This window comes from Peribacillus frigoritolerans (genome assembly GCF_030676415.1).
Lineage (GTDB): Bacteria > Bacillota > Bacilli > Bacillales > DSM-1321 > Peribacillus > Peribacillus frigoritolerans_A.
The window spans coordinates 44,507-64,401 of record NZ_JAUUTW010000029.1 but is presented as its reverse complement, the minus strand read 5'-3'; the positions used below and the strand labels follow the sequence as shown (position 1 = coordinate 64,401).

Sequence of the window (19,895 nt, the reverse complement as noted above, 5' to 3'; positions counted from 1 at the left end):
GTAAAAAGCTTTGGGCCGTCTCATTACCATAAAAAATGGCACCAACGATAATCCCTAGAATTAAACCAATGAAAATTTGGCTAGCTAAACTTAATTTGAATTTCTTCATTTACTTTCCTCACCTTCCCTTTTTCAATATGCTTAAGCTCTTTTTCCTTTTTGACCTTTGCTACCATGACTCTGAATCCCCTAACGATTAGCATTGTTAATAAAAACTTAACATTTCTTTTACTTTATCATCGAAATTACATCATCCTACAAAAAACTACAAAAGCCTACATTCATCATTTTAGAATATTCTGAAATGTAAACGCACTCATTTTTTTAACGCATGCAAATATTCGAAAGAACAGTATAGTAGTACTTGTTCTTTCGCATGTTTGTATAAATAATGATTCCTAATCGATCGCTTCGTTTCAAAATAAGAACTTGAATGAATTTTTTCACGTTAGTGCAAATATGAGCGCTGCTTGTTCCTGAGCCTTTTTGCAAGTGATGTAATTTCAAGTTCTTTTTTCGAATCCTCTAGAAATACACCAAGCCCAGTCCACGATCTTCCTCTCTGTGGAGCGATCATTTCTTTTGCTTGCAGAAATTCCGATCTTACTTTCCTTTTTTAGTGCTTTTATTAATTCAAGGACACCAACTGTGCTAGATCTAAGGAAGTTGTCCATAATCCAAAAGCAGCTGGGTATGGATATATATTTCCCTTCTACTAATTCGCCATTTTTGTTATGACCACAGGAAAATCCTTCTCTTCTCGTTGCTAAAATTTTCATCTCTAATGTGCTGGCTTGTTTTATTCACATTACGCTTTTTCACACCCAATGCATTATATGTATTCAGACCTACAATACCGTCGGCGTTTAAGCCTTTACTTTTTTGGAACTTTACGACTGAACTTTTACAAGATCGATTGCAGCATAATCGTCTTGGTTATGTATATATCCGCGTTTTGTATGCAGCTCCTCCTACAAAAGTTATTGCAGAAAAAAAGACATGCTCCCTTTTTCGGGAATCATGCCATTATGTAAGGAAAATAGATGTTGTAGGAAGGAACTACCCTAGGCGTTTCTATCAACATTCTAACTTAGATGATAGGTTTGACTGTGTATTGTATACTTATTGATTTTTTCCATGCTTGGTTCATAGCCAATTCCGGGCAATTCTGGAACCACGATTATTCCGTTTTCCACTGTAACTTCAGGGTCAGTAATATCTTCTGCCCAATAGAGGGAGGAAGCTGCGGTATCTCCAGGAAGAGTAAAGTTCGGCAGTGAAGTGATTGCAATATTATGAGCTCTTCCAATGCCTGATTCCAGCATCCCCCCACACCATAGCGGAATTTCATGTTCAAGACATAAATCATGGATTTTCTTGGATTCAGTCAAACCTCCGACACGGCCAATCTTAATATTAATAATTTTACAGCTGCCTAATTTAATAGCTTTCCTTGCATCCTCTAATGAGTGAATGCTTTCATCCAGGCAAATAGGTGTTTTTAACCTTGACTGTAAATCTGCATGGTCAATGATATCATTATAGGCAAGCGGCTGTTCAATCATCATTAAATTAAAATCATCCAAGGCGGATAACCGGTCTATATCTTGTAATGTATAAGCAGAATTTGCATCTGCCATGAGCGGGATTTCAGGATATACTTTTCGGACCTTGTCTATTAATTCAACATCCCAGCCCGGTTTGATTTTAAGTTTAAAACGTTTATAGCCTTCACCGAGACGAGTTTCAATCATATCTAGAGTCGAATCGATCGAGTCCTTTATTCCGATGCTTACCCCCACTTCAATTTTCTTTTTTGTTCCACCTAACACACTCGAGAGAGAAGCATTTTGCTTTTTCGCATACAAGTCCCATACAGCACCCTCCAAAGCGGCTTTTGCCATATAATTGCCGCGAATATGGGTGAAATATTTTTCAGAGAGTTCATCCGGATGTTTGATTTCATTTTTAAGAATAATTGGAATGAGATAATCCTCGAGTATATGCCAGTTTGTTTTTAAGGTCTCTTCATTATACAGAGGGTCGAGCATCGCAACCGATTCAGCCCAACCGGAAATGCCATCATCGCTTTTGGCTTCTACAAGGATAAAATCCCTATTGTATTCCGTCCCAAAGCTAGTTGTAAAAGGTTCAAGCAAGTCAAGCTTAAGATGCCTTAGTATAACTTGTTTAATTTTCACTTGGAAATTCTCCTTTTGTGATAAAACTGTTAAAAGACACAGTCTTACCAATTTTTCATTAAATAGGCTGCCAGCAGCCTGAAATTACTAAACTTTATATAAATCCTTATTAGTTCATTTCCTTGTTAGCATATAAAATTGAAGGGGAATTTCTGTCATGGAATTCTTTATAAAATCTGTTACCTGCCATCCCTGCTTAAATAAATCGGTAAAAATGTCCCTGGTTTTCATTCGCCATTCATTGGCCGCTTGAATATTTGTGACTCTTATTGTTCGGATGTCCTTAGGAATGGCCACAAAAGCTGTATCACATTCTTGTTTAGGCAGCGGAAGGGTGAAAGTAGGAACAGGCACTCCCTTTTCAATGGTATCCCATTGAATAAGCGAGTTTTCTATCACAAAGTCCAGCGGTATCCCCTGTCCACTAAAATCCGTTGTATCTTTTTTACCAATATGCCATTCGACAAGAAAGCGGTCAGAAGGAATTCCACTGTTTAAAAGATCTTCCATTTCACCATAGCAGTTTGCAATATATGTGGAACATACCCCACCAAGCTTGGCTATATTTAAGTACCCATTAACACTTTCTAATGGATCGTATGTCCAAGTAATAAGGGAATAGCCTAGCTTTATCGCTTCCTCACGTTGTGCTAACTTTAACTTCTCCCCTATACCTTTGTTGCGAAATTGCTCGTCTATTCCTAGTATGTGTGAACAAAGGTAGGCTGATTGCCCATTGAATCCCGGAAAGCTGTATTGAAATCCAATCAGCTTCCCTCCGCAATAAGCTCCTATAACCAAACCACCGTTTTTCACGGCTGTTATGGTTTGGTGTGAGGGGATTGAGTCGGATTCTCCCCAAATGCTGGACTCTAGCTTTCTAACTTCCTCTAACTCTTCAATTCTATGAAGAGAACGAATTACAATTTCCTGTGTTTTCGTCATGGTCAACCTCCTAGGAATAGCACAAGTGCCTTGATCGACCCAACATAAGATGACAAGTTAGTCCACAGTGACGGCTTGTCGTTACTAGGCACTGGAGCTATCATTTAAATGGTCTTTCTTAATATGAAATACTTTCCTGCTTTTTTACAAAAGAGGTTATTCCACTTTACTGAAATCGGCCTCTTGCAATGGAGTCATTTTTGTTCTCTTTACGATTTTATAACCTAGAAAAGCTAGGAAAAATAAAGGAAGCCCGATATAAGAAATTAAAATTCCATACCAGTCAATCTCAGAACCGAAAAATGCAGAGTAATTTTGTCCCAGTATAGCCGTAACACATAAAAGTGTGGCTAATATCGGACCGAATGGATACCATTTTGATACATAAGGCAAATCTTTCAAATCTCTTCCTTGTGCAATATATGCCTTCCGGAAACGATAATGTGTAATCGAAATTCCTAACCAGGATAAAAAACCGGATAATCCTGCAGCATTCAATAACCAAGTATAAATTGTGCCTTCACCGAAAAGAGAGGTCAGGAAAGCTGCCATTCCAACGATGGTAGAAAAGTACACAGCGTTCACTGGAATGCCGCCTGCATTCACTTTTTTTAGAAACGAAGGGGCTTTGCCTTCTTTCGCCAGCACCCAAAGCACGCGAGAAGCTCCGTACATGGCCGAATTGCCTGCAGAAAGAACGGAAGTAAGAATGACCACATTCATAACGGAGGCAGCGATGGCAAGCCCAGCGTTTTGAAAAACTAGAGTGAAGGGACTTACCGCAATATCTTCAATATCCGAGCTTAACAAACGCGGATCATTATAGCTTATTAAAAATCCAATCACAATTATCGCCAATACATAAAACAAGAGCAGTCTCCAGAAGATTTGCTTAATGGCCTTTGGTATATTTTCCCTCGGGTTTTCACTCTCGCCGGCCGCAATCCCTACTAACTCGGTGCCTTGAAAGGCAAATCCGACCACCATAAAGACACTTATAATAGACAAAAAGCCTCCTCTAAACGGTGCCTCTCCTTTGGTGATATTTTCAAAACCTACTGCATCCCCTCCCATGATTCCTATTATCATTAATAATCCTACTGCTATAAAAATGATAATTGTCAAAACCTTTATAATGGCAAACCAGAATTCTGATTCTCCATATCCTTTTACCGATAAAATATTCAGGCCAAATATGAGTGCAAGAAATAATGCACTCCAAATGATGCCCGGAACAGAAGGCAGCCAATATTTCATAATCAGGGAGGAAGCTGCTAATTCCAGAGCGACTACGATTGCATTGTTATACCAATAGTTCCATCCGATCGCAAATCCTAAAGCCGGATCGACAAACCTTGATGTATAGGTACTGAAAGAGCCTGTAATAGGAATAAGGGCAGCCATTTCGGCTAAGCTTGTCATCAGAAAGTAAACCATGATTCCGGCTATTATATAGGCAGCTACAGCTCCTCCAGGACCCGCAGTATGAATAATGGAACCGCTTGCTAAAAATAGTCCCGTTCCAATGGTTCCGCCGATTGCAATCATGGAAAGATGCCTTGGTTTGAGCTTGCGCTCCAGTTGTTTCTGAGTAGCTCCTTGGCCACCGGTTTGTGATGTTTGTGCGGTATTTTCCATAAAACACCCCTTCAGTAGATTTTTATCGAAAAAAATTCTATTCTTCTGCCGCCATCATTACTGTGTTAATTAAAATTTTCGTTCCATAAATAAGTGCTTGTAAATTAAACTTCATATCCGGATGGTGCAGACCAGGCGTTAAATCGCAGCCTAACCCTATCATGGTTGCTGTTATATCAGGATTTTGGGCTGTATAAAAATGAAAATCCTCTCCTCCTTGAGAAACACAGACTGGAACGACATTCTCCGTCCCAATGATATCTCCTATTGCGACCTCAGCCAGCTTTATGGCTTTTTCATGCAAGCTCGCAGCTGGGACGAATTCTTCCGCAGTCCAGGAGATGGATGTTTCAGTTTGTTCCATTGTCTGGTCAATAGCATCCTTTGTTAAGCGATTTAGTTCATTCATTACATCATTTGACTGAGCTCTGGCATCAATTGCAAAGACAGCTGTTTCCGGGATAACGTTTGATGCTTTGTTGTTTGTTTCAAATTGAGTCATTTTGATGGAATAAGGAGTTTCGGTTTCCAGATTAATCTGCTGTAATTTTTGGACAAGCAAAGCTGCTGCCTCGATGACATTTATTCCATCTTCCGGACGGGATGCATGGGCCTGAATACCTTTGATTGTTCCCCTTATTGTTTCGGCAGAGCCATGGACAATGACGGGGGAAGCTTTCATATAAGGAACCTCCGCACTGGGTCTTACATGTACCCCGAATAAATATGTAACATTCTCCAATGCACCATCATTGATCATTTGAAGAGCGCCTTCCCCTTTTTCTTCCGCAGGCTGAAATATGAATCGGAGAGTGTGTTTAGGCCTGATTCCGCTGGAGGCAATGGCCAATGCTGTATATAAAACCATTGTGCTATGTGCGTCATGTCCACATGAATGATTGGCCTTTACAACTCCATCTACTTCCTGAACAAGCGCATCCATATCAGCCCTTAATGCCACAACCTTTTTTGAGATGCCTGGAATCTCGGCAATGATTCCATAATGGCTGTGAAATGTTTTTACGGTTAGTCCCGCTTTCCTAAGACATTTTAATATATAGCAAGACGTTCTTTCCTCCTGCCAGCTTGGCTCAGCCAAAGAATGCAGGTCATTGTAGGACTTTATCAATGATTCTTGATGCTGATCAATATATTGAATCGGGTTCATAATGATGCACCTCCTCCTTTACATGAATTTTAACTTTATTAAAACTCATTCATTAAACACTTCATAACTTGAATATAGCCTTTCCAATTTTTGCTGATGGGTATATATCCGTTTTGCGTCTTTTTGATGTATGCCTGCAATAACCAAGTCCAATAAGCTAATGACGGAAGCGATTGAATTGGTTCCGGTTTCTGCGTTTTCTTCAGTGGTCAGTGCAATATCAGAGATGCGGCCAACAGGTGACAGGAGACGGTCTGTAACTGAAATTAAACAAACTCCTTGTTCTTTGGCACACTCAGCAACTTTTAATGTTTCATTCGCATATCTTGGAAAGGAAAAAACAACTACTGCAGACTTGTTCGTGAGATTACAAAACTTTTCATAGAAGTCACCTGTTGGTGAACATAAACTTACATTTTCCCTTAATGAACTTAGCGTATAGGAGAACCAATAGGCGGCGGCATGGGAAATCCGATGCCCTGCAATTAATATTTGGTCAGCCTGGATCAAGACATCGACTGCTTTCCATATATCCTGAACGTTCGTATGATCTAATAGATGTCTTAAAATATGAACTTCGTTTTCTATCACTTTGGTAAATGGATCTTGCTTGTCGTCAATGCGGATAATGGAATCACTATTGGATATGTCTATTTGATTTTGGTGCAGCAGCTGTTTTTGAATCCTGGCCTGCATTTTACTAAACCCTTCAAATCCTAATGAATAGGAAAACCGAATGACCGTCGTTTCACTGACCTCCGCTTCCCGACCAATTTGAAATGCCGTTTTAAATGCGGCTTCATCCAAATTTTCAATCAGGTAAGCGGCAACTTTTTTTTGACCTGCCGATAGATGGTCAAATTTTTCTTTCACTAATAATTTAAATGGAAGATGTTCCACGATATCACTCCTTTCTGATGAATTAAATACTTCTTTTTAAGAAAATGATGAAGGTGATACTTCTTTGTTTTAAACACTATCACAATTTAATTAGAAAAAGAAGGAGATTTTTGATTTTTTTGATAATTACCAACTTCAAATTTCAGTAAGCAAATATGCCTACTGTTTTTTATATTCCCGCCCTTGATTGAGGAAATCCGCTCCCTTTCCGCCGACTGTCTGCCAAGCCTCATCAAAGCAAGCGTCTGCGGTGTCTTGACTAGCCAGTTATTCGGCAGGAGTGTCGCAAATTTCTTCAATCCATTAAGGATTATAGTAAAAAAACATAGGATAAGATCGTCCGAACCTCCAATTGTAGACAAATTCGAAGAAAAGCCATTTGCCTACAGTGTTTTCTTTTATAAACGTTCCCTTTGATTTCTAAAATCCGCTCCCTTTCCGCCGACTGCCTGCCAAGCCTCCTCGACGCAAGCGTCTGTGGGGTCTAGGCTAGCCAGTTTTTCGGCAGGAGTGTCGCAAATTTCTTCAATCCATTAAGGATTATAGTAAGAAAACATCTTGTTCGGAATAGACCAGCCTGCAGTTTTTATAAAAAACGTTCCAGTTGATTGGAACGGAAGGTGCGAGACCGCCCGCGGAAAGCGAGTACCTGGAGTGGAAATCAAGTCCACCACCAAAAAACATTTCTTGGTTCAAGTCTCTAATTACTTTATTTGTAAAATCAACAACTTCATTGAAATCAAGATATATGTTAGAATATTCTGTAGTTTCAACTTATTCAAGGAGGGCATTTTAATGGGGGAATCATTTAAAGGACACGAGCTTTTACAAGTTATAACGGAGGGGAAACAACCTCCGAATTGTGATCTAACGTTACAGATTGAAGCTAATTATGCCCAGGATGGAATTGCAAGGGGAGTATGGAAAGTAGATGAAAAATTCATCAACGGAAATGGTGTTGCTATGGGTGGATTTGTCACATCTGCAGCAGATATTATAATGGCTTATGCGATATCATCTAAATTAAGTATCGGCCAATCCTTCGCATCCATAGATTTACATACCACCTTCCATCGACCAGTAAGATTGGGAGACGTACAGGTTGAAGCAAAAGTAGACCGAATCGGAAAAAAAACAGCTTATGTACTCGCAGATTTATTTCAAAATGATAAAAAAGTGGCAAGCGTTGTGTCATCAGTTATGGTACTTTAAACCGAGAAAAAGCATGTTGCACTAAAAAAGCCCTTCGTAACATGCTTCTTTCATTTAGATCATTCGATAATATCTCTTCACCAGTTGCAATTAGATAAACTTATTTCTAGGAATTAAAGAACTCTGAAGAACGGCTCACAAGATTCACCGCTTCGCCTAATCACTTCATTGTAATCTCCATTATATATTTTCTTTGGAAAGACCCGTCATCAAACTAACCATCGCAGAACAGGGCTTTTGAGATCCAGGGTGAATAGACCATAATCTATGACGACCATTTCATCATTCTCGTTATATCCGACATTATCTAAACGCAAATCAATTGGTATAATACCGTACCTCAGGAATTTTAATTCCAATTTGATCAGTTTCGTATATTCCTTGATTGCAAATGGCACTTTCGTGTCCACCTTCTTCATGATAATCCAGCCCGTCCCATGCTCCTTAACCGGACAAAAATACTTTTTGGCTTTCTCATTACAGTTATTATATATATAGGCTTCATTTGCATTGCTGATTAATCCTACTTCTGAAAATGCAACTTTTAATATATAGCCATTATTTAAATCATAGACGACCCGGTTAAATCCATGCCCAATGATTTTATACTTGAACTTTAGCGTTTTTCTCGCAGTAGACATTTTTTGTCCAGCGGTTTTATAAAATTGGAATGTCCCCATTTGAGATATCCAGGACTCAATGGCTTTTATCTCTTGCCGGGACAGCATTGTACTTTTATTCGGCTGATGTATCCTTTCCTTACCATTGTTAATAGGCCACAACATTCCCTAAACGTCTCCTTTTTTAAAAATATGCTACTAGAGAGATTGGGTTCCAGTGAGCTGTAACAATAAATACTTAGAAGAGACGATAATAAGTAAAAGATTGTGTTTAGGCTTGGAATTTATTTTCTGAAAACAGACCACAGTACACATTTATCATCCATAAAAATGCCAAGTATCTCGCAAGTTTCTTATGATTCTCTCTTCGTAACAAGATATGATATTTTTGAAAAATGGCTTGTACAATTACTGAGAAATTCACTCACATTCCAAAAGAAAGTGGAGACTGGAATGCCCTGATATACCCAATGTTTCCAGCTCTTCCTGTCCGTTGCTTCACCTTCCTATATCCCAAAGAAAGAGCAGCTGAATTATAGTAAAGTCAGTTCCCTTTAATAAAATATATGAAACGACAGATGACAAATAATTTGCCACCTGTCCGACTATCTTTACTTCGATTTCCCATTTGGAATGTTTCCTGTTTTTTCGGCTAATTCTTTCGTTCTTTTAATTTTTAAAATGGGCTAAGTTTGTCGACACTATCGGTTGATTCATTTATTTTTTCTTTTCATTTTAATTGAGAACGCCTTAATGTGTACCATTGCATAACAAGATGCCTTCAGGTACTCGCCTTTCCTTCATTTGCAAAAAAAATGGTATATTATATTTGACATCAAAGGTTTAAGACAAGGAGTGATGATATATCCGTAAAAGATGGATCATATCAACAATTGTTGGATTATTGCTTATTTGTTTAAGTGTGATTGCCTTCAATTATTTCGAGAGCGATAAATTTGAAAAAGTGAAAAATTTGGAAGCCAAGGAATCCAAAATTCCTGAGGTGCAGGAATATGGCGGGCCCCATCTTGAAAAAGTCGGCGATAAGGTTTGCCAAAAAAATTGGGGAACCTTCACATTGCTAGAAACGAGGTCTATTAATGAGTCATTTGAATTGGCACCCATGGTCATCACAATCAAGGATATCCGCAGGATTCAATTATCTTCACTCACAGATGAAGTAAAGGATGAGCTCAAGTCCTATATGGGATTGAGTTTTGAAGAGGCCTATTCGATATACTATAAAGAGGATTTATCCATGGAGGAGATTGATCAACAGGCTGAGTTGTCTAAAACGGATATTGATGAAGAGGTTACTTATCTAGAGATAACTTATTCTGTTGAGAATAAAGATTCGAAGGAACTTCAGTTCTTCAGCATGGAAAATGTTACTTTCAATGGTGATCTTACATATGATGTGCCTTCTAAAAATTTCATCCATTCCGGGGATACTTTAATCGGGACAAAAAAAGTAAGTCGATCAGATTACCAACCAGGAGAAACAAGAAAAGGCACAATTGGCTTATTGGTTGATCCCGAGGAAAACTTCGATCGGCTCGATTCCTTTTCATTCACTACCGATGATATAGCGGATGGTGAGTCTCATGAATTATTGGTGGATGGGACTTCATTTGAAATCCCCCTAAAAATTCCCCTAAAAGGAAAGTAGTTTTATAGTCTATAAAGATTTGTTAGAAAACCCTAAATAAGGGGAACCTCGAAAAAAGGTTTCATTTATCGTTAGGGTTTCATATATCCCTAACGATAAATGAAATGCTTATCTCTCCCCGACAGTAGGGCTCTGCGTTCCTTCCTCCATTAATATTCTGCGCAATATTTTCCCTACAGCTGATTTTGGCAGTTGTTCCCTGAACTCAAAACTTCGCGGCACTTTATATCTGGCCAGTCGTTGCAAGCAAAACTCCCTGATTTCTTGCTCCGAGACCGACTTTCCTTTCTTAAAGACTATAGCCGCTTTTACCGTTTCCCCACGATATGAATCCGGTACTCCATATACACATGTCTCTTTTACGGCTGGATGCTGATAAATAATATCTTCTACTTCGATTGGATAAACATTATATCCGCTTGCAATGATCATATCTTTCTTCCTGCCTACGATATAAAAATATCCGTCTTCATCCATCGTCGCGATATCCCCAGTGTAAAGCCATCCATCCCGCAAAGCCGTTGCCGTTTCCTCTTGATTTTTCCAATATCCCTTCATTACTTGCGGACCTTTAATGATCAGTTCGCCTATTTCACCTGCTGGCAATTCATCGATGCCTGTTTTCAGATCGACGATTTTAGCATCGGTATTAGGGTAAGGAATTCCGATACTTCCTGGTTTTTTCTGTCCTAAAACTGGATTGCGGTGGGTAGTGGGTGACGTTTCTGACATTCCAAATCCTTCTAATATTGTAACCCGTAATTTCTTTTCGAACTGATGAATGATTTCTATCGGGAGCGGGGCTGAACCACAGCTGCAGTACTTAAAGCAGCTTAAATCGTCTGCCGTCAAATCCGGGTGATTCAGTAAAGCAATATACATGGTCGGGACACCAGGAAAAATGGTTGGCCGATGTGTTCGAACCAAATTTACTACCTTGTTTATTTCAAATTTCTCTAATGTGATATAAGTAGATCCGGCATATATGGCACTATTCAATCGTCCATTACCAAATACATGGAATAATGGGGTCAATCCAAGCATCCGTTCGCCAGGCCTTTGGAGTTGAAGGGCATTTGCCGTAAAGGCAAAGTCTTGAAATACATTCGAGACCAAATTAAAATGCGTTAGCATGACCCCTTTTGATTTGCCTGTAGTCCCCCCTGTATATTGAAGAACAGCCACAGCTTCCTTGGGATTGATAGCCAGAGCAGGAAGTTCCTTATCTTTCCTTGATAAATCCGTTCCAGTTTCCGTTAATTGTTCGGCTGATATGAACGTTAACCTATCAGAAAAACTTGTTAGCACTAATTTTTCCCGTTGTTCCTCACGCCCAATGAACCAATTGGCTTCGGAATCCCGTAATATATAATCCAATTCACTTGACTGGTACAGGGGGTTCACTTGAACGACCATACCTCCCAAACGATGAATGGCATAATAGGCAATGATATATTCTAGACAATTTGGCAGCATGATTGCAATACGATCGTCTTTTTGAAATCCACGGCTGGCTAAATTCACAGCAAAACGATCTGAGGCATCCTTTAATTCCATATATGTCATTTCCCGATCGCCATCTATTACGGCTTTGCAGGTTGGATAAAGTCGGGCTGAACGTTCAAGGAGTCCATACAATGATAATACTGGAATGTCAATTTCAGCAGGAGTTTCTTTCGGATAAAATCCATGCCAGGCTCTAGTCAATTTTTTTCACACCTCATTCTTTTCTATTAAAATGGAGCATAGTCATTTGTCAGCCAACTTGATCATCCTTGCCTCATTTATCACGAATGATTTTAAAAATTCCTGTACCCTTTGCAATGATGTTGCCTTCAGTATCTTTTATTTCTCCTTCAGTAAAGGCAATTTTGTATCCTTTTTGAAGGACTTTTGCTTCCGCAAATAATTCCCCGCTTGATATGCTGGCTAAATAATGTACAGTTAAGCTTGTTGTCACGACTTTAGATTTGGTAACGGAACGAGTCACCATTCCTAGAATGGTATCCAGCATGGTAGCATGAATCCCCCCGTGCAGTGTTCCATTAACATTAAGTAAATGTTCTTCAATGTTTAGCTTTATCGTTACATTCCCTTCTTCAAACCGAATGATTTCAAACCCTATATGTGAAAAGAATGCACTACTTTCGAATTGATTCCGAATATCCTCCACTTCAACAGGCAATCTTCCTCCCCCTCACTTATGCGTGATTCAACTTATATACGGAAAGGAGCAGAAACGTATGGGGTTTCCACTCCTTTGTCGTTGGTCTATATCGTTTCAATCATGATAGCCATTCCCTGCCCGCCGCCAACACAAAGTGTAGCAACTCCATATCTTTCTTTCCTGCGAATCAGCTCATATATCAATGTTGTCACGATCCGAGCGCCCGTCGATCCGACTGGATGCCCAAGTGCAATGGCTCCCCCATTTACATTAACCTTGTTTTCATCTAACGATAAATCCCTGATTACTGCCAATGCCTGTGAAGCGAACGCTTCATTTAATTCGAAAAGCCCAATTTCTTCTACTTTTCTCCCGGTGCGCTCCATAAGTTTTCCAACGGCTGGTACTGGACCAATTCCCATCACTTCAGGAGAAACTCCCGCAGTCGCCCAATCGACAATCTTTGCGATTGGCTGTACTTGCAACCGTTCCGCTTCACTGGCTTTCATTAATACCAATGCAGATGCCCCGTCATTACGGCCACAAGCATTCCCTGCAGTGACGGTTCCGTTTTCCCTGAATGCCGGTTTTAAGCTTGCAAGCTTTTCCATTGTGGTTTCCGGGCGTGGATATTCATCGGTTTCAATGGTAACCGTACTCTTCCTGTCAGAGACCTGGACAGGAACGATCTCATCTTTGAACTTTCCTTCTTTTATCGCTTGCGCCGCCCTTCTTTGACTTTCCACTGAAAAGGCATCTTGTTCTTCCCTGGAAATGTTGTATCGCTGTGCGACATTTTCAGCGGTGATTCCCATTCCTAAATTTTTTCCATAAATTTCTTGAGGTTGCTGTCCAGCTTCTGTATTAGAATCCACTAACTTGGTCCTGTCTCCCCCAAAACGGGCACTTCTTAAATAAAGGGGTGCGCGGCTCATGCTTTCCGTACCGCCGGCAACGACTATATTTGCTTGACCTGAGCCTATCTGCTGTGCTGCTGAGGTGATGGCCTGCATACCAGATGCACATAACCGGTTTACCGTAAAAGCCGGTGAAGAATCGGGAATCCCTGAGCGCAGTGCTGCCACTCTCGCAACATTCGAGGATTCGGTCGTTTGCCTAACCTCCCCAAAAATGACTTCATCCACTTGTTCAGCTGCAATATTTGCCCTCTTGATCGCTTCTTTAATGGCAATGCTCGCCAAATGACCGGAACTAATCTCTTTAAATCCTCCACCGTACTTTCCAATCGGTGTTCGTACAGCACCGATCACGATATCTTCTCCCATTTCGTTCCTCCCCCTTGAAATTCCAGATTCATGGGCAAAGGACTACCTGCCCGAAACAATTAACACTCTTCCAAGACATTTCTTGCAATGATTAAACGTTGGATTTCATTCGTTCCTTCATAGATCTTCGTTATGCGGGCATCCCGATAAAAACGTTCAACTGGATATTCAGCCATATATCCCATTCCGCCATGAATTTGAACCGCTTTATCGGCCACCCGATTAAAAACGTCTGAAGCAAATAGTTTTGCCATCGATGCTTCCTTGATCACTTTTTTTCCTTCATCTATCTTTTGTGCCGCCATCATCGTCAATGCTCTTGCGGCTTCCGTTTCGGTTGCCATATCAGCAAGCATCCATTGAATCGCTTGATTGTCCGCGATTGGTTTACCGAATTGAATGCGCTCTTTTGCATACTTAGCTGACAATTCAATTAATTTACCGCTTGATCCCACTGCTCTTGCAGCCAATCCGACCCGCCCTTCACCTAAAATTTTAAGGGCAGAGATATACCCCATTCCAACTTCGCCAATAACATTTTCTTCTGGTATGATACAATCCTCAAAAATGACCTGTGAGGTATATGATCCCCTTAACCCCATTTTTTTGTCCTTTTTGCCGACAGTCAAACCGGGAAAATCCCTTTCTACTAAAAAAGCAGTAATCCCTCCCTTTGCCCCTTTCTCTTTATCTGTTAAAGCGAATACTGTATAAACATCAGCTATCGGCCCATTCGTGATGAAATGTTTCGTCCCGTTCATCACCCAGTAATCACCCTTCTTTTCTGCACTTGTTGCCAAATTGGTTGCATCCGATCCCGCTCGGGTTCAGATAAAGCAAAGGCGCCAATTTTCGTACCTGCTGCCATTTCAGGCAAGTATTTATTTTTCAAATGTTCGGATGCTAGCTTAACCAGACCTGTACTGCCAATCCCGGTGTGAGCGCTTATTAATGAAACGAAACCATTATGGGTTCTTCCTAACTGCTCTAATACGGTTGCCTTTCCCACAGCATTTAAGCCAATTCCACCGTATTGTTCGGGAATGCTTATTCCGAACAAGCCAAGGTCTTTTGCTTTTTCCACCAAATGCTCCGGGATGGCATCTTCTTCTTCAATTTGTATGGCGTAGGGCTCCACTTCCCTTTCAACAAAATTACGGATCATTTCCTTCATTTGCTGCATTTCCTTGGTTAAAGTGATTGTCATGAGTTTAGTCCTCCTTAGGTCTGTTCATTTATAGCTGCCATTGACAAGTTTTCTTCATATGCATATTGGGCTGAGTGCTGTGTTCTATTCATTTAATGGAATTCATTGTATTCTGGTAAACACACTTACAAAATCATGCTTCACGCTCAATTATCGTAGCAATTCCCTGTCCGCCTCCAATGCAAGCTGTAATAAGAGCAAATCTTCCGGCAGAACGCTTCAACTCATAAACCGCTTTCGTAATGAGGATGGCACCCGTCGCACCTAGTGGGTGTCCGTGTGCAATGGCTCCCCCGTTCACATTCACTCTAGAGGGATTCATATCAAGCTCCCTATTACAAGCAATGACCTGAGCAGCGAAGGCTTCATTAATTTCAATGATGTCCATTTCATTTAAGGAAAGCCCTGATTTCTCCATTACCTTTCTTATAGCGGGAACAGGTCCTATTCCCATATAATTTGGATCTACCCCCGCAACGGCCTGTGCCCTGATCGTCGCTAAAGGCTTAATCCCCAATTCCACCGCTTTTTCCCTCGACATTATGACCAGGGCTGATGCGGCATCATTCAATCCCGAACTATTGCCTGCTGTGACGGAACCTCCTTCTAAAAACGCAGGTGATAATTTGGCAAGCCCTTCTTTCGTTATTTGCGGTCGTGGATGTTCATCCAATTTAAATTCGATATCGTCACCTTTTCTGACGGGAATGTAAATAGGCGCAATTTGCTCATTGAAACGGCCCTCTTCCACGGCTCTGGCCATATTTTTTTGGCTTTGTAGAGCAAATGCATCTTGTTCTTCCCTGCTGACCTCATATTTTTCCGCTAAGTTTTCAGCCGTGATTCCCATCGGTGGATCGCCAATCTCTTTTGGGGACAACCGGGACTTTCTGAACTGCGGTGGCTTTGCACTGTATGCTTTTTCCGGACGATCCATCAAGTATGGCGCCCTGCTCATGCTCTCGACCCCGCCTGCGATATAGACATCGCCATCACCTGCCCGAATCGCGTGTGCAGCTAAGTTAACAGCATTTATTCCCGAGCCGCATTGACGGTCGACAGTCAGTCCCGGAAGATGAATCGAGAGTCCAGTTTCCAGCGCAGTTAACCTGGCAATGTTTCCACCCCCGCTCAATACATTCCCCATGATTACATCATCAATCATTCGAGGATCGACATTCGCTCGTTTTAAGGCTTCTTTCATCACTTCCGCTCCAAATACGTGGGCAGGAACAGAAGCAAGTGCACCTCCCTGTTTTCCAATTGCTGTTCGAACTGCAGAAACTATGACGGCATCTCTATTCATTTCCCATCCGCTCCTCTTCCTTTTATTCACACCATTATTTAAAGGCATTCCTTCTCTTCACTAGTTTCATTGAATGTAAGCAGGTTCGTCCCTGCTTATGAGGACTTAAGGTCAAAGTTATCCGAATTTTTATTTTTATGTTTCCCTTTTGATTTGGCAGGTTTTACGAATATCGCAAACAGGATGCCAAAAGCCAGGACAAGAATGGCCATGAACAATATCGATAAGTTATAACCCAATAACTGATTTCCTCCTGCTAAACTTATGATATATCCAGTTAATAGAGGTGCAATAATGCCTGCTATATTCCCTGATGATGTTAAGATGCTTGTCATCAATCCCCCCCGCTCTTGCATTTCATTGATCATGATTGTTGGTCCGATCGGTAAAATGGCATATGTAAGGCCCTTTGCTAAACACATGGCAACTATCACCCAGATTGGATTTTGAATAACCATGATTGAGGAAAAGAACAATGCACCAAGAATCATAGCGCCCGCGACGACAAATACCCTCGATGACCGCCAATTCTGATTCTTCTTGAATAAATGATCAGACACCATCGAAACACCCATATAAATACATACGGAAACGACTCCGATTATCGCAACGCTGGTTCCCATTTGACCTGGAGTCATTTTTACGGCTTCCACTAAATAAATCGGGAGCCAAACTGAAAACCAAACAACTAAAATATATGTTGAAAAATAAGCTAGCGTAGTAAACAAAGCAGTAGGTGAGGCCAGTAGCAACAAAAAGTCTTTCATTTTTATTTTTTCTAGTTTTAATTTCTTTTTCTTTTGTACGTTTTCATATACTTCAACTGGATTTTCCTTTGTTAAAAATTGAAAGAGGAAGAACCAAACAAGGCTTGCTGCACCAAGTGCTGCAAAGGCAACCTTCCAGCCGAATATCGTAATTAAGGAAACGAGGATCGGTGCCACGATCATCGCACCAACTGTTCCTCCGCCAACCACTACCGAATTGGCAAAGCCTTTCAGTTTCGGCGGAAACCACTTATCGGCATGACTGTAAGCAATTGGGCTATATGGCCCTTCGAATGCGCCCAGTAAAATCCTGTATAGAATTAATAATGGAAGAGCGGTGATGGCTAAAACGCCGAATTGCAAAACAGTCCATGTCAGCATGATGAACCCAAGCACTTTTTTAGCCCCCAGCCGATCAGCCCATGCTGCCCCAAAAATTCCTGTTACCGGGTAGAGCCAATAATAACTGCTTCCAACAAGACCCCACTCCGCATAGGTAAGATCGAATTCCTTCATGATGGGAACAGCTGCGAGACCCACGATCGATTTGTCTGCAAAATTGATGACGGCTCCAAAGAATAATAGAATGAGAACAACCCAACGCATATGAATCCCTCCTCTTCTTTATTTTTGTTTACAAAATCGTATACCATCCAACGTAGGTTTGATCATAAATGGTTGGATGAGCAAAAAGCATTCCCCTCTTTCATTCCTTTTCCAATTCTTCTTTAACTAACAATCTTTTTAATAGTTTACCCACTGTATTTCGCGGAAGCTCTTTTCTCAATTCAAATACTTTCGGTACCTTATAAGGCGTCAATTGGGAATAGCAATATCCTTCTATTTCTTCAAGATCTACGGAAGCGCTTTCTTTAGGTACGATGAATGCTTTCACAATTTCGCCTTTTTCTTTATGGGGGATGCCCACCACGGCTGCCTCTTTAATTGCCGGATGTTCATACAGAACCCCTTCTACCTCCTGCGGGTAAATATTGAATCCGCCGACGATGATCATTTCTTTTTTTCTGCCGACTATATAGAAATATCCTTCGTCATCCATCACAGCAAGATCGCCAGTATATAGCCAGTCATTCTGTAAGGCCTTTTTGGTTTCGGCTTCGTTATTCCAATAACCCTTCATGATTTGCGGGCCTTTTATGAGCAACTCCCCGACGCATGAGTTAGGCACTTCATTATTTTCATCGTCAATGATCATACAATCCGTGCCAGGAAAAGGGATGCCAATGCTTCCTATTTTCCTTTTTCCGAAAGGCGGATTACGATGAGTGGAAGGTGAAGCTTCCGATAAACCGAAACCCTCTCCGATTTTGGCACCGGTCAGCTCCTCAAATCGCTTAATTACTTCAACGGGCAGGGGCGCCGATCCACAAGAACAACTTTTTAAACAATTCAGTCCATAGTTTTCAATTTCTGGATGATTGACGAATGCATTATACATCTTTGGAACCCCAGGAAAGAAAGTCGGACGATACTTTTTTATTTTTGCAAGTACATCTTGAAGTTCGAATTTAGGAAATAAGAGGATGGCAGCTCCAATATAGATACCTAGATTCATTGCACTTGTCATGGCATAAACATGGTAAAGAGGCGTTGCTGCCAACACGATTTCTTCGCCAGGTTTCAGGGAATCCCCGTACATTTCAAAGCTCTGCACGACATTGGACGTTAAATTATTGTGAGTAAGCATGACACCCTTCATCTTCCCAGTGGTGCCGCCAGTATATTGGATGACTGCAGTATCTTCATGCGGGCTTATCATTTCGGGCTTCCTAATGGCGTCCCCGGTTTCAATCATCGTTTGAAGGGAATAGGAATACGAGCCATTTTGATCATTTTCCGTCTCAATGCAAACATCAAATTCATATATCGCTTTCGTTTCTCTAATGGTATTTGCCGCTGTTTGGTCAAATACAATATTCTTGGTATCCGAGTCTATTAAAATTTGCAATAGTTCCCGCGGTTTATACATGGGATTAATTTGTACAACTAACAGGCCTAGTGCCTGGGCAGCATAATAACTGATTATGAAATAAGGGTGGTTGGCCATCATCAGACCAATCCGTTCCCCTTTAACCAAGCCCATTTCTCTCCATTTACCTGCAAGTTTGTCTACCTGCATTTTTAGATTCTTATAATCCATTGTCTGGTCTTCATAAATGATGGCTGTATGGTGTGGAAACTTACTTGCTGTTATATCAAGCAGTGAATAGACGGATATTTCCGGTAGCTTCATAGATTTCATTCTTTCAACATACCATTGCTCCCATGGTTTATTTATCGTTTTTCGCACCATTTTCCCTCCCCACATAAACGAATTTCATATCGTGCATGTTTGATTTATACTTATTATCATGCAACTTGCATGCCAAGTCCTACTTTTGCGTAAAATCGATTAATACTAAGAGCATTCAATTCATTAATGAATTTTTTTCATATATAATGCCTTTCTGTAGAGGATTCATCGAAAGACCAATAATTCATTTTTGAATTATCAACAGGCTCTGGTTGGATTTCAATCGATATTGAAAAGTAGGGTTTTACCATATTATAGATTATACCTCCTCACAAATCGTGATTTTGATTTTATCCATGGTGTATTATAAAATTTAAAAAGCCCATCCAGCTAAGGATGGACAAGTGCAACATTTATTTATTGAAACTTGGCTTACGAGTGAATTAAAAAATCTATAGCTTTTCAACTTCCATTCCTGGATTTTTAGCTTTTGCCCATTCGTAAACTTATTATTCTATTTTTTTGCTTTTCCCCATGCCCATTGACCCAATCTGC

The 19,895-nt window shown here is 40.6% G+C and carries 14 protein-coding genes and 2 pseudogenes; 2 read left to right on the top strand and 14 right to left on the bottom strand.

Annotation, left to right across the window (positions count from 1 at the left end; translation table 11 throughout):
- Positions 1-732: 732 nt before the first annotated feature.
- The 6 genes and pseudogenes from Q8G36_RS22220 to Q8G36_RS22195 form a co-directional block, all read right to left on the bottom strand.
- A pseudogene (locus Q8G36_RS22220) lies at positions 733-894 on the bottom strand (peptidoglycan-binding domain-containing protein); the annotation flags it as partial.
- A 191-nt stretch (positions 895-1,085) separates the two neighbouring features.
- Complete coding sequence (menC, locus tag Q8G36_RS22215; protein WP_305161383.1) at positions 1,086-2,201, bottom strand: o-succinylbenzoate synthase; 1,116 nt, start codon at positions 2,199-2,201, stop codon at positions 1,086-1,088.
- A gap of 114 nt (positions 2,202-2,315) precedes the next feature.
- Complete coding sequence (locus Q8G36_RS22210) at positions 2,316-3,146, bottom strand: GNAT family N-acetyltransferase (RefSeq protein ID WP_305161384.1); 831 nt, start codon at positions 3,144-3,146, stop codon at positions 2,316-2,318.
- Between the two features lie 156 nt (positions 3,147-3,302).
- A complete protein-coding gene (locus tag Q8G36_RS22205; protein ID WP_305161385.1) occupies positions 3,303-4,784 on the bottom strand; it encodes an amino acid permease in 1,482 nt (493 codons plus the stop codon).
- A 37-nt stretch (positions 4,785-4,821) separates the two neighbouring features.
- Positions 4,822-5,952: an amidohydrolase gene (locus Q8G36_RS22200; RefSeq protein ID WP_305161386.1), complete on the bottom strand. Its 1,131-nt coding sequence runs from the start codon at positions 5,950-5,952 to the stop codon at positions 4,822-4,824.
- A 45-nt stretch (positions 5,953-5,997) separates the two neighbouring features.
- Positions 5,998-6,852, bottom strand: coding sequence for a MurR/RpiR family transcriptional regulator (locus Q8G36_RS22195; protein WP_305161387.1), 855 nt, complete (start codon positions 6,850-6,852; stop codon positions 5,998-6,000).
- Between the two features lie 795 nt (positions 6,853-7,647).
- Here Q8G36_RS22195 and Q8G36_RS22190 point away from each other — a divergent pair.
- Positions 7,648-8,064 carry a PaaI family thioesterase gene (locus Q8G36_RS22190; protein WP_305161388.1) on the top strand — a complete coding sequence of 139 codons (417 nt, stop codon included), beginning with the start codon at positions 7,648-7,650 and terminating at the stop codon, positions 8,062-8,064.
- Between the two features lie 209 nt (positions 8,065-8,273).
- Here Q8G36_RS22190 and Q8G36_RS22185 read toward each other — a convergent pair whose 3' ends face one another.
- Positions 8,274-8,849, bottom strand: a complete 576-nt coding sequence (locus tag Q8G36_RS22185; protein ID WP_305161389.1) for a hypothetical protein — start codon at positions 8,847-8,849, stop codon at positions 8,274-8,276.
- Positions 8,850-9,657: 808 nt separating this feature from the next.
- On the opposite strand from Q8G36_RS22185, the gene Q8G36_RS22180 reads away from it, so the two are divergent.
- Positions 9,658-10,353 carry a hypothetical protein gene (locus tag Q8G36_RS22180; RefSeq protein ID WP_305161390.1) on the top strand — a complete coding sequence of 232 codons (696 nt, stop codon included), beginning with the start codon at positions 9,658-9,660 and terminating at the stop codon, positions 10,351-10,353.
- Between the two features lie 108 nt (positions 10,354-10,461).
- On the opposite strand, the gene Q8G36_RS22175 is transcribed toward Q8G36_RS22180, so the two are convergent.
- The 7 genes and pseudogenes from Q8G36_RS22175 to Q8G36_RS22145 form a co-directional block, all read right to left on the bottom strand.
- Complete coding sequence (locus tag Q8G36_RS22175) at positions 10,462-12,060, bottom strand: long-chain-fatty-acid--CoA ligase (RefSeq protein ID WP_305161391.1); 1,599 nt, start codon at positions 12,058-12,060, stop codon at positions 10,462-10,464.
- 73 nt (positions 12,061-12,133) lie between these two features.
- The gene (locus Q8G36_RS22170) at positions 12,134-12,538 is read right to left on the bottom strand and encodes a PaaI family thioesterase (RefSeq protein ID WP_137018018.1); all 405 of its coding nucleotides are present in this window, start codon (positions 12,536-12,538) and stop codon (positions 12,134-12,136) included.
- An 86-nt stretch (positions 12,539-12,624) separates the two neighbouring features.
- A complete protein-coding gene (locus Q8G36_RS22165; RefSeq protein WP_305161392.1) occupies positions 12,625-13,806 on the bottom strand; it encodes a thiolase family protein in 1,182 nt (393 codons plus the stop codon).
- A gap of 59 nt (positions 13,807-13,865) precedes the next feature.
- Positions 13,866-15,013 (bottom strand): annotated as a pseudogene (locus tag Q8G36_RS22160) (acyl-CoA dehydrogenase family protein).
- Between the two features lie 133 nt (positions 15,014-15,146).
- Positions 15,147-16,319: a thiolase family protein gene (locus Q8G36_RS22155; RefSeq protein WP_305161393.1), complete on the bottom strand. Its 1,173-nt coding sequence runs from the start codon at positions 16,317-16,319 to the stop codon at positions 15,147-15,149.
- A 95-nt stretch (positions 16,320-16,414) separates the two neighbouring features.
- A complete protein-coding gene (locus Q8G36_RS22150; RefSeq protein ID WP_305161394.1) occupies positions 16,415-17,692 on the bottom strand; it encodes an MFS transporter in 1,278 nt (425 codons plus the stop codon).
- Positions 17,693-17,792: 100 nt separating this feature from the next.
- A complete protein-coding gene (locus tag Q8G36_RS22145; protein ID WP_305161395.1) occupies positions 17,793-19,397 on the bottom strand; it encodes a long-chain-fatty-acid--CoA ligase in 1,605 nt (534 codons plus the stop codon).
- Positions 19,398-19,895: the final 498 nt, after the last annotated feature.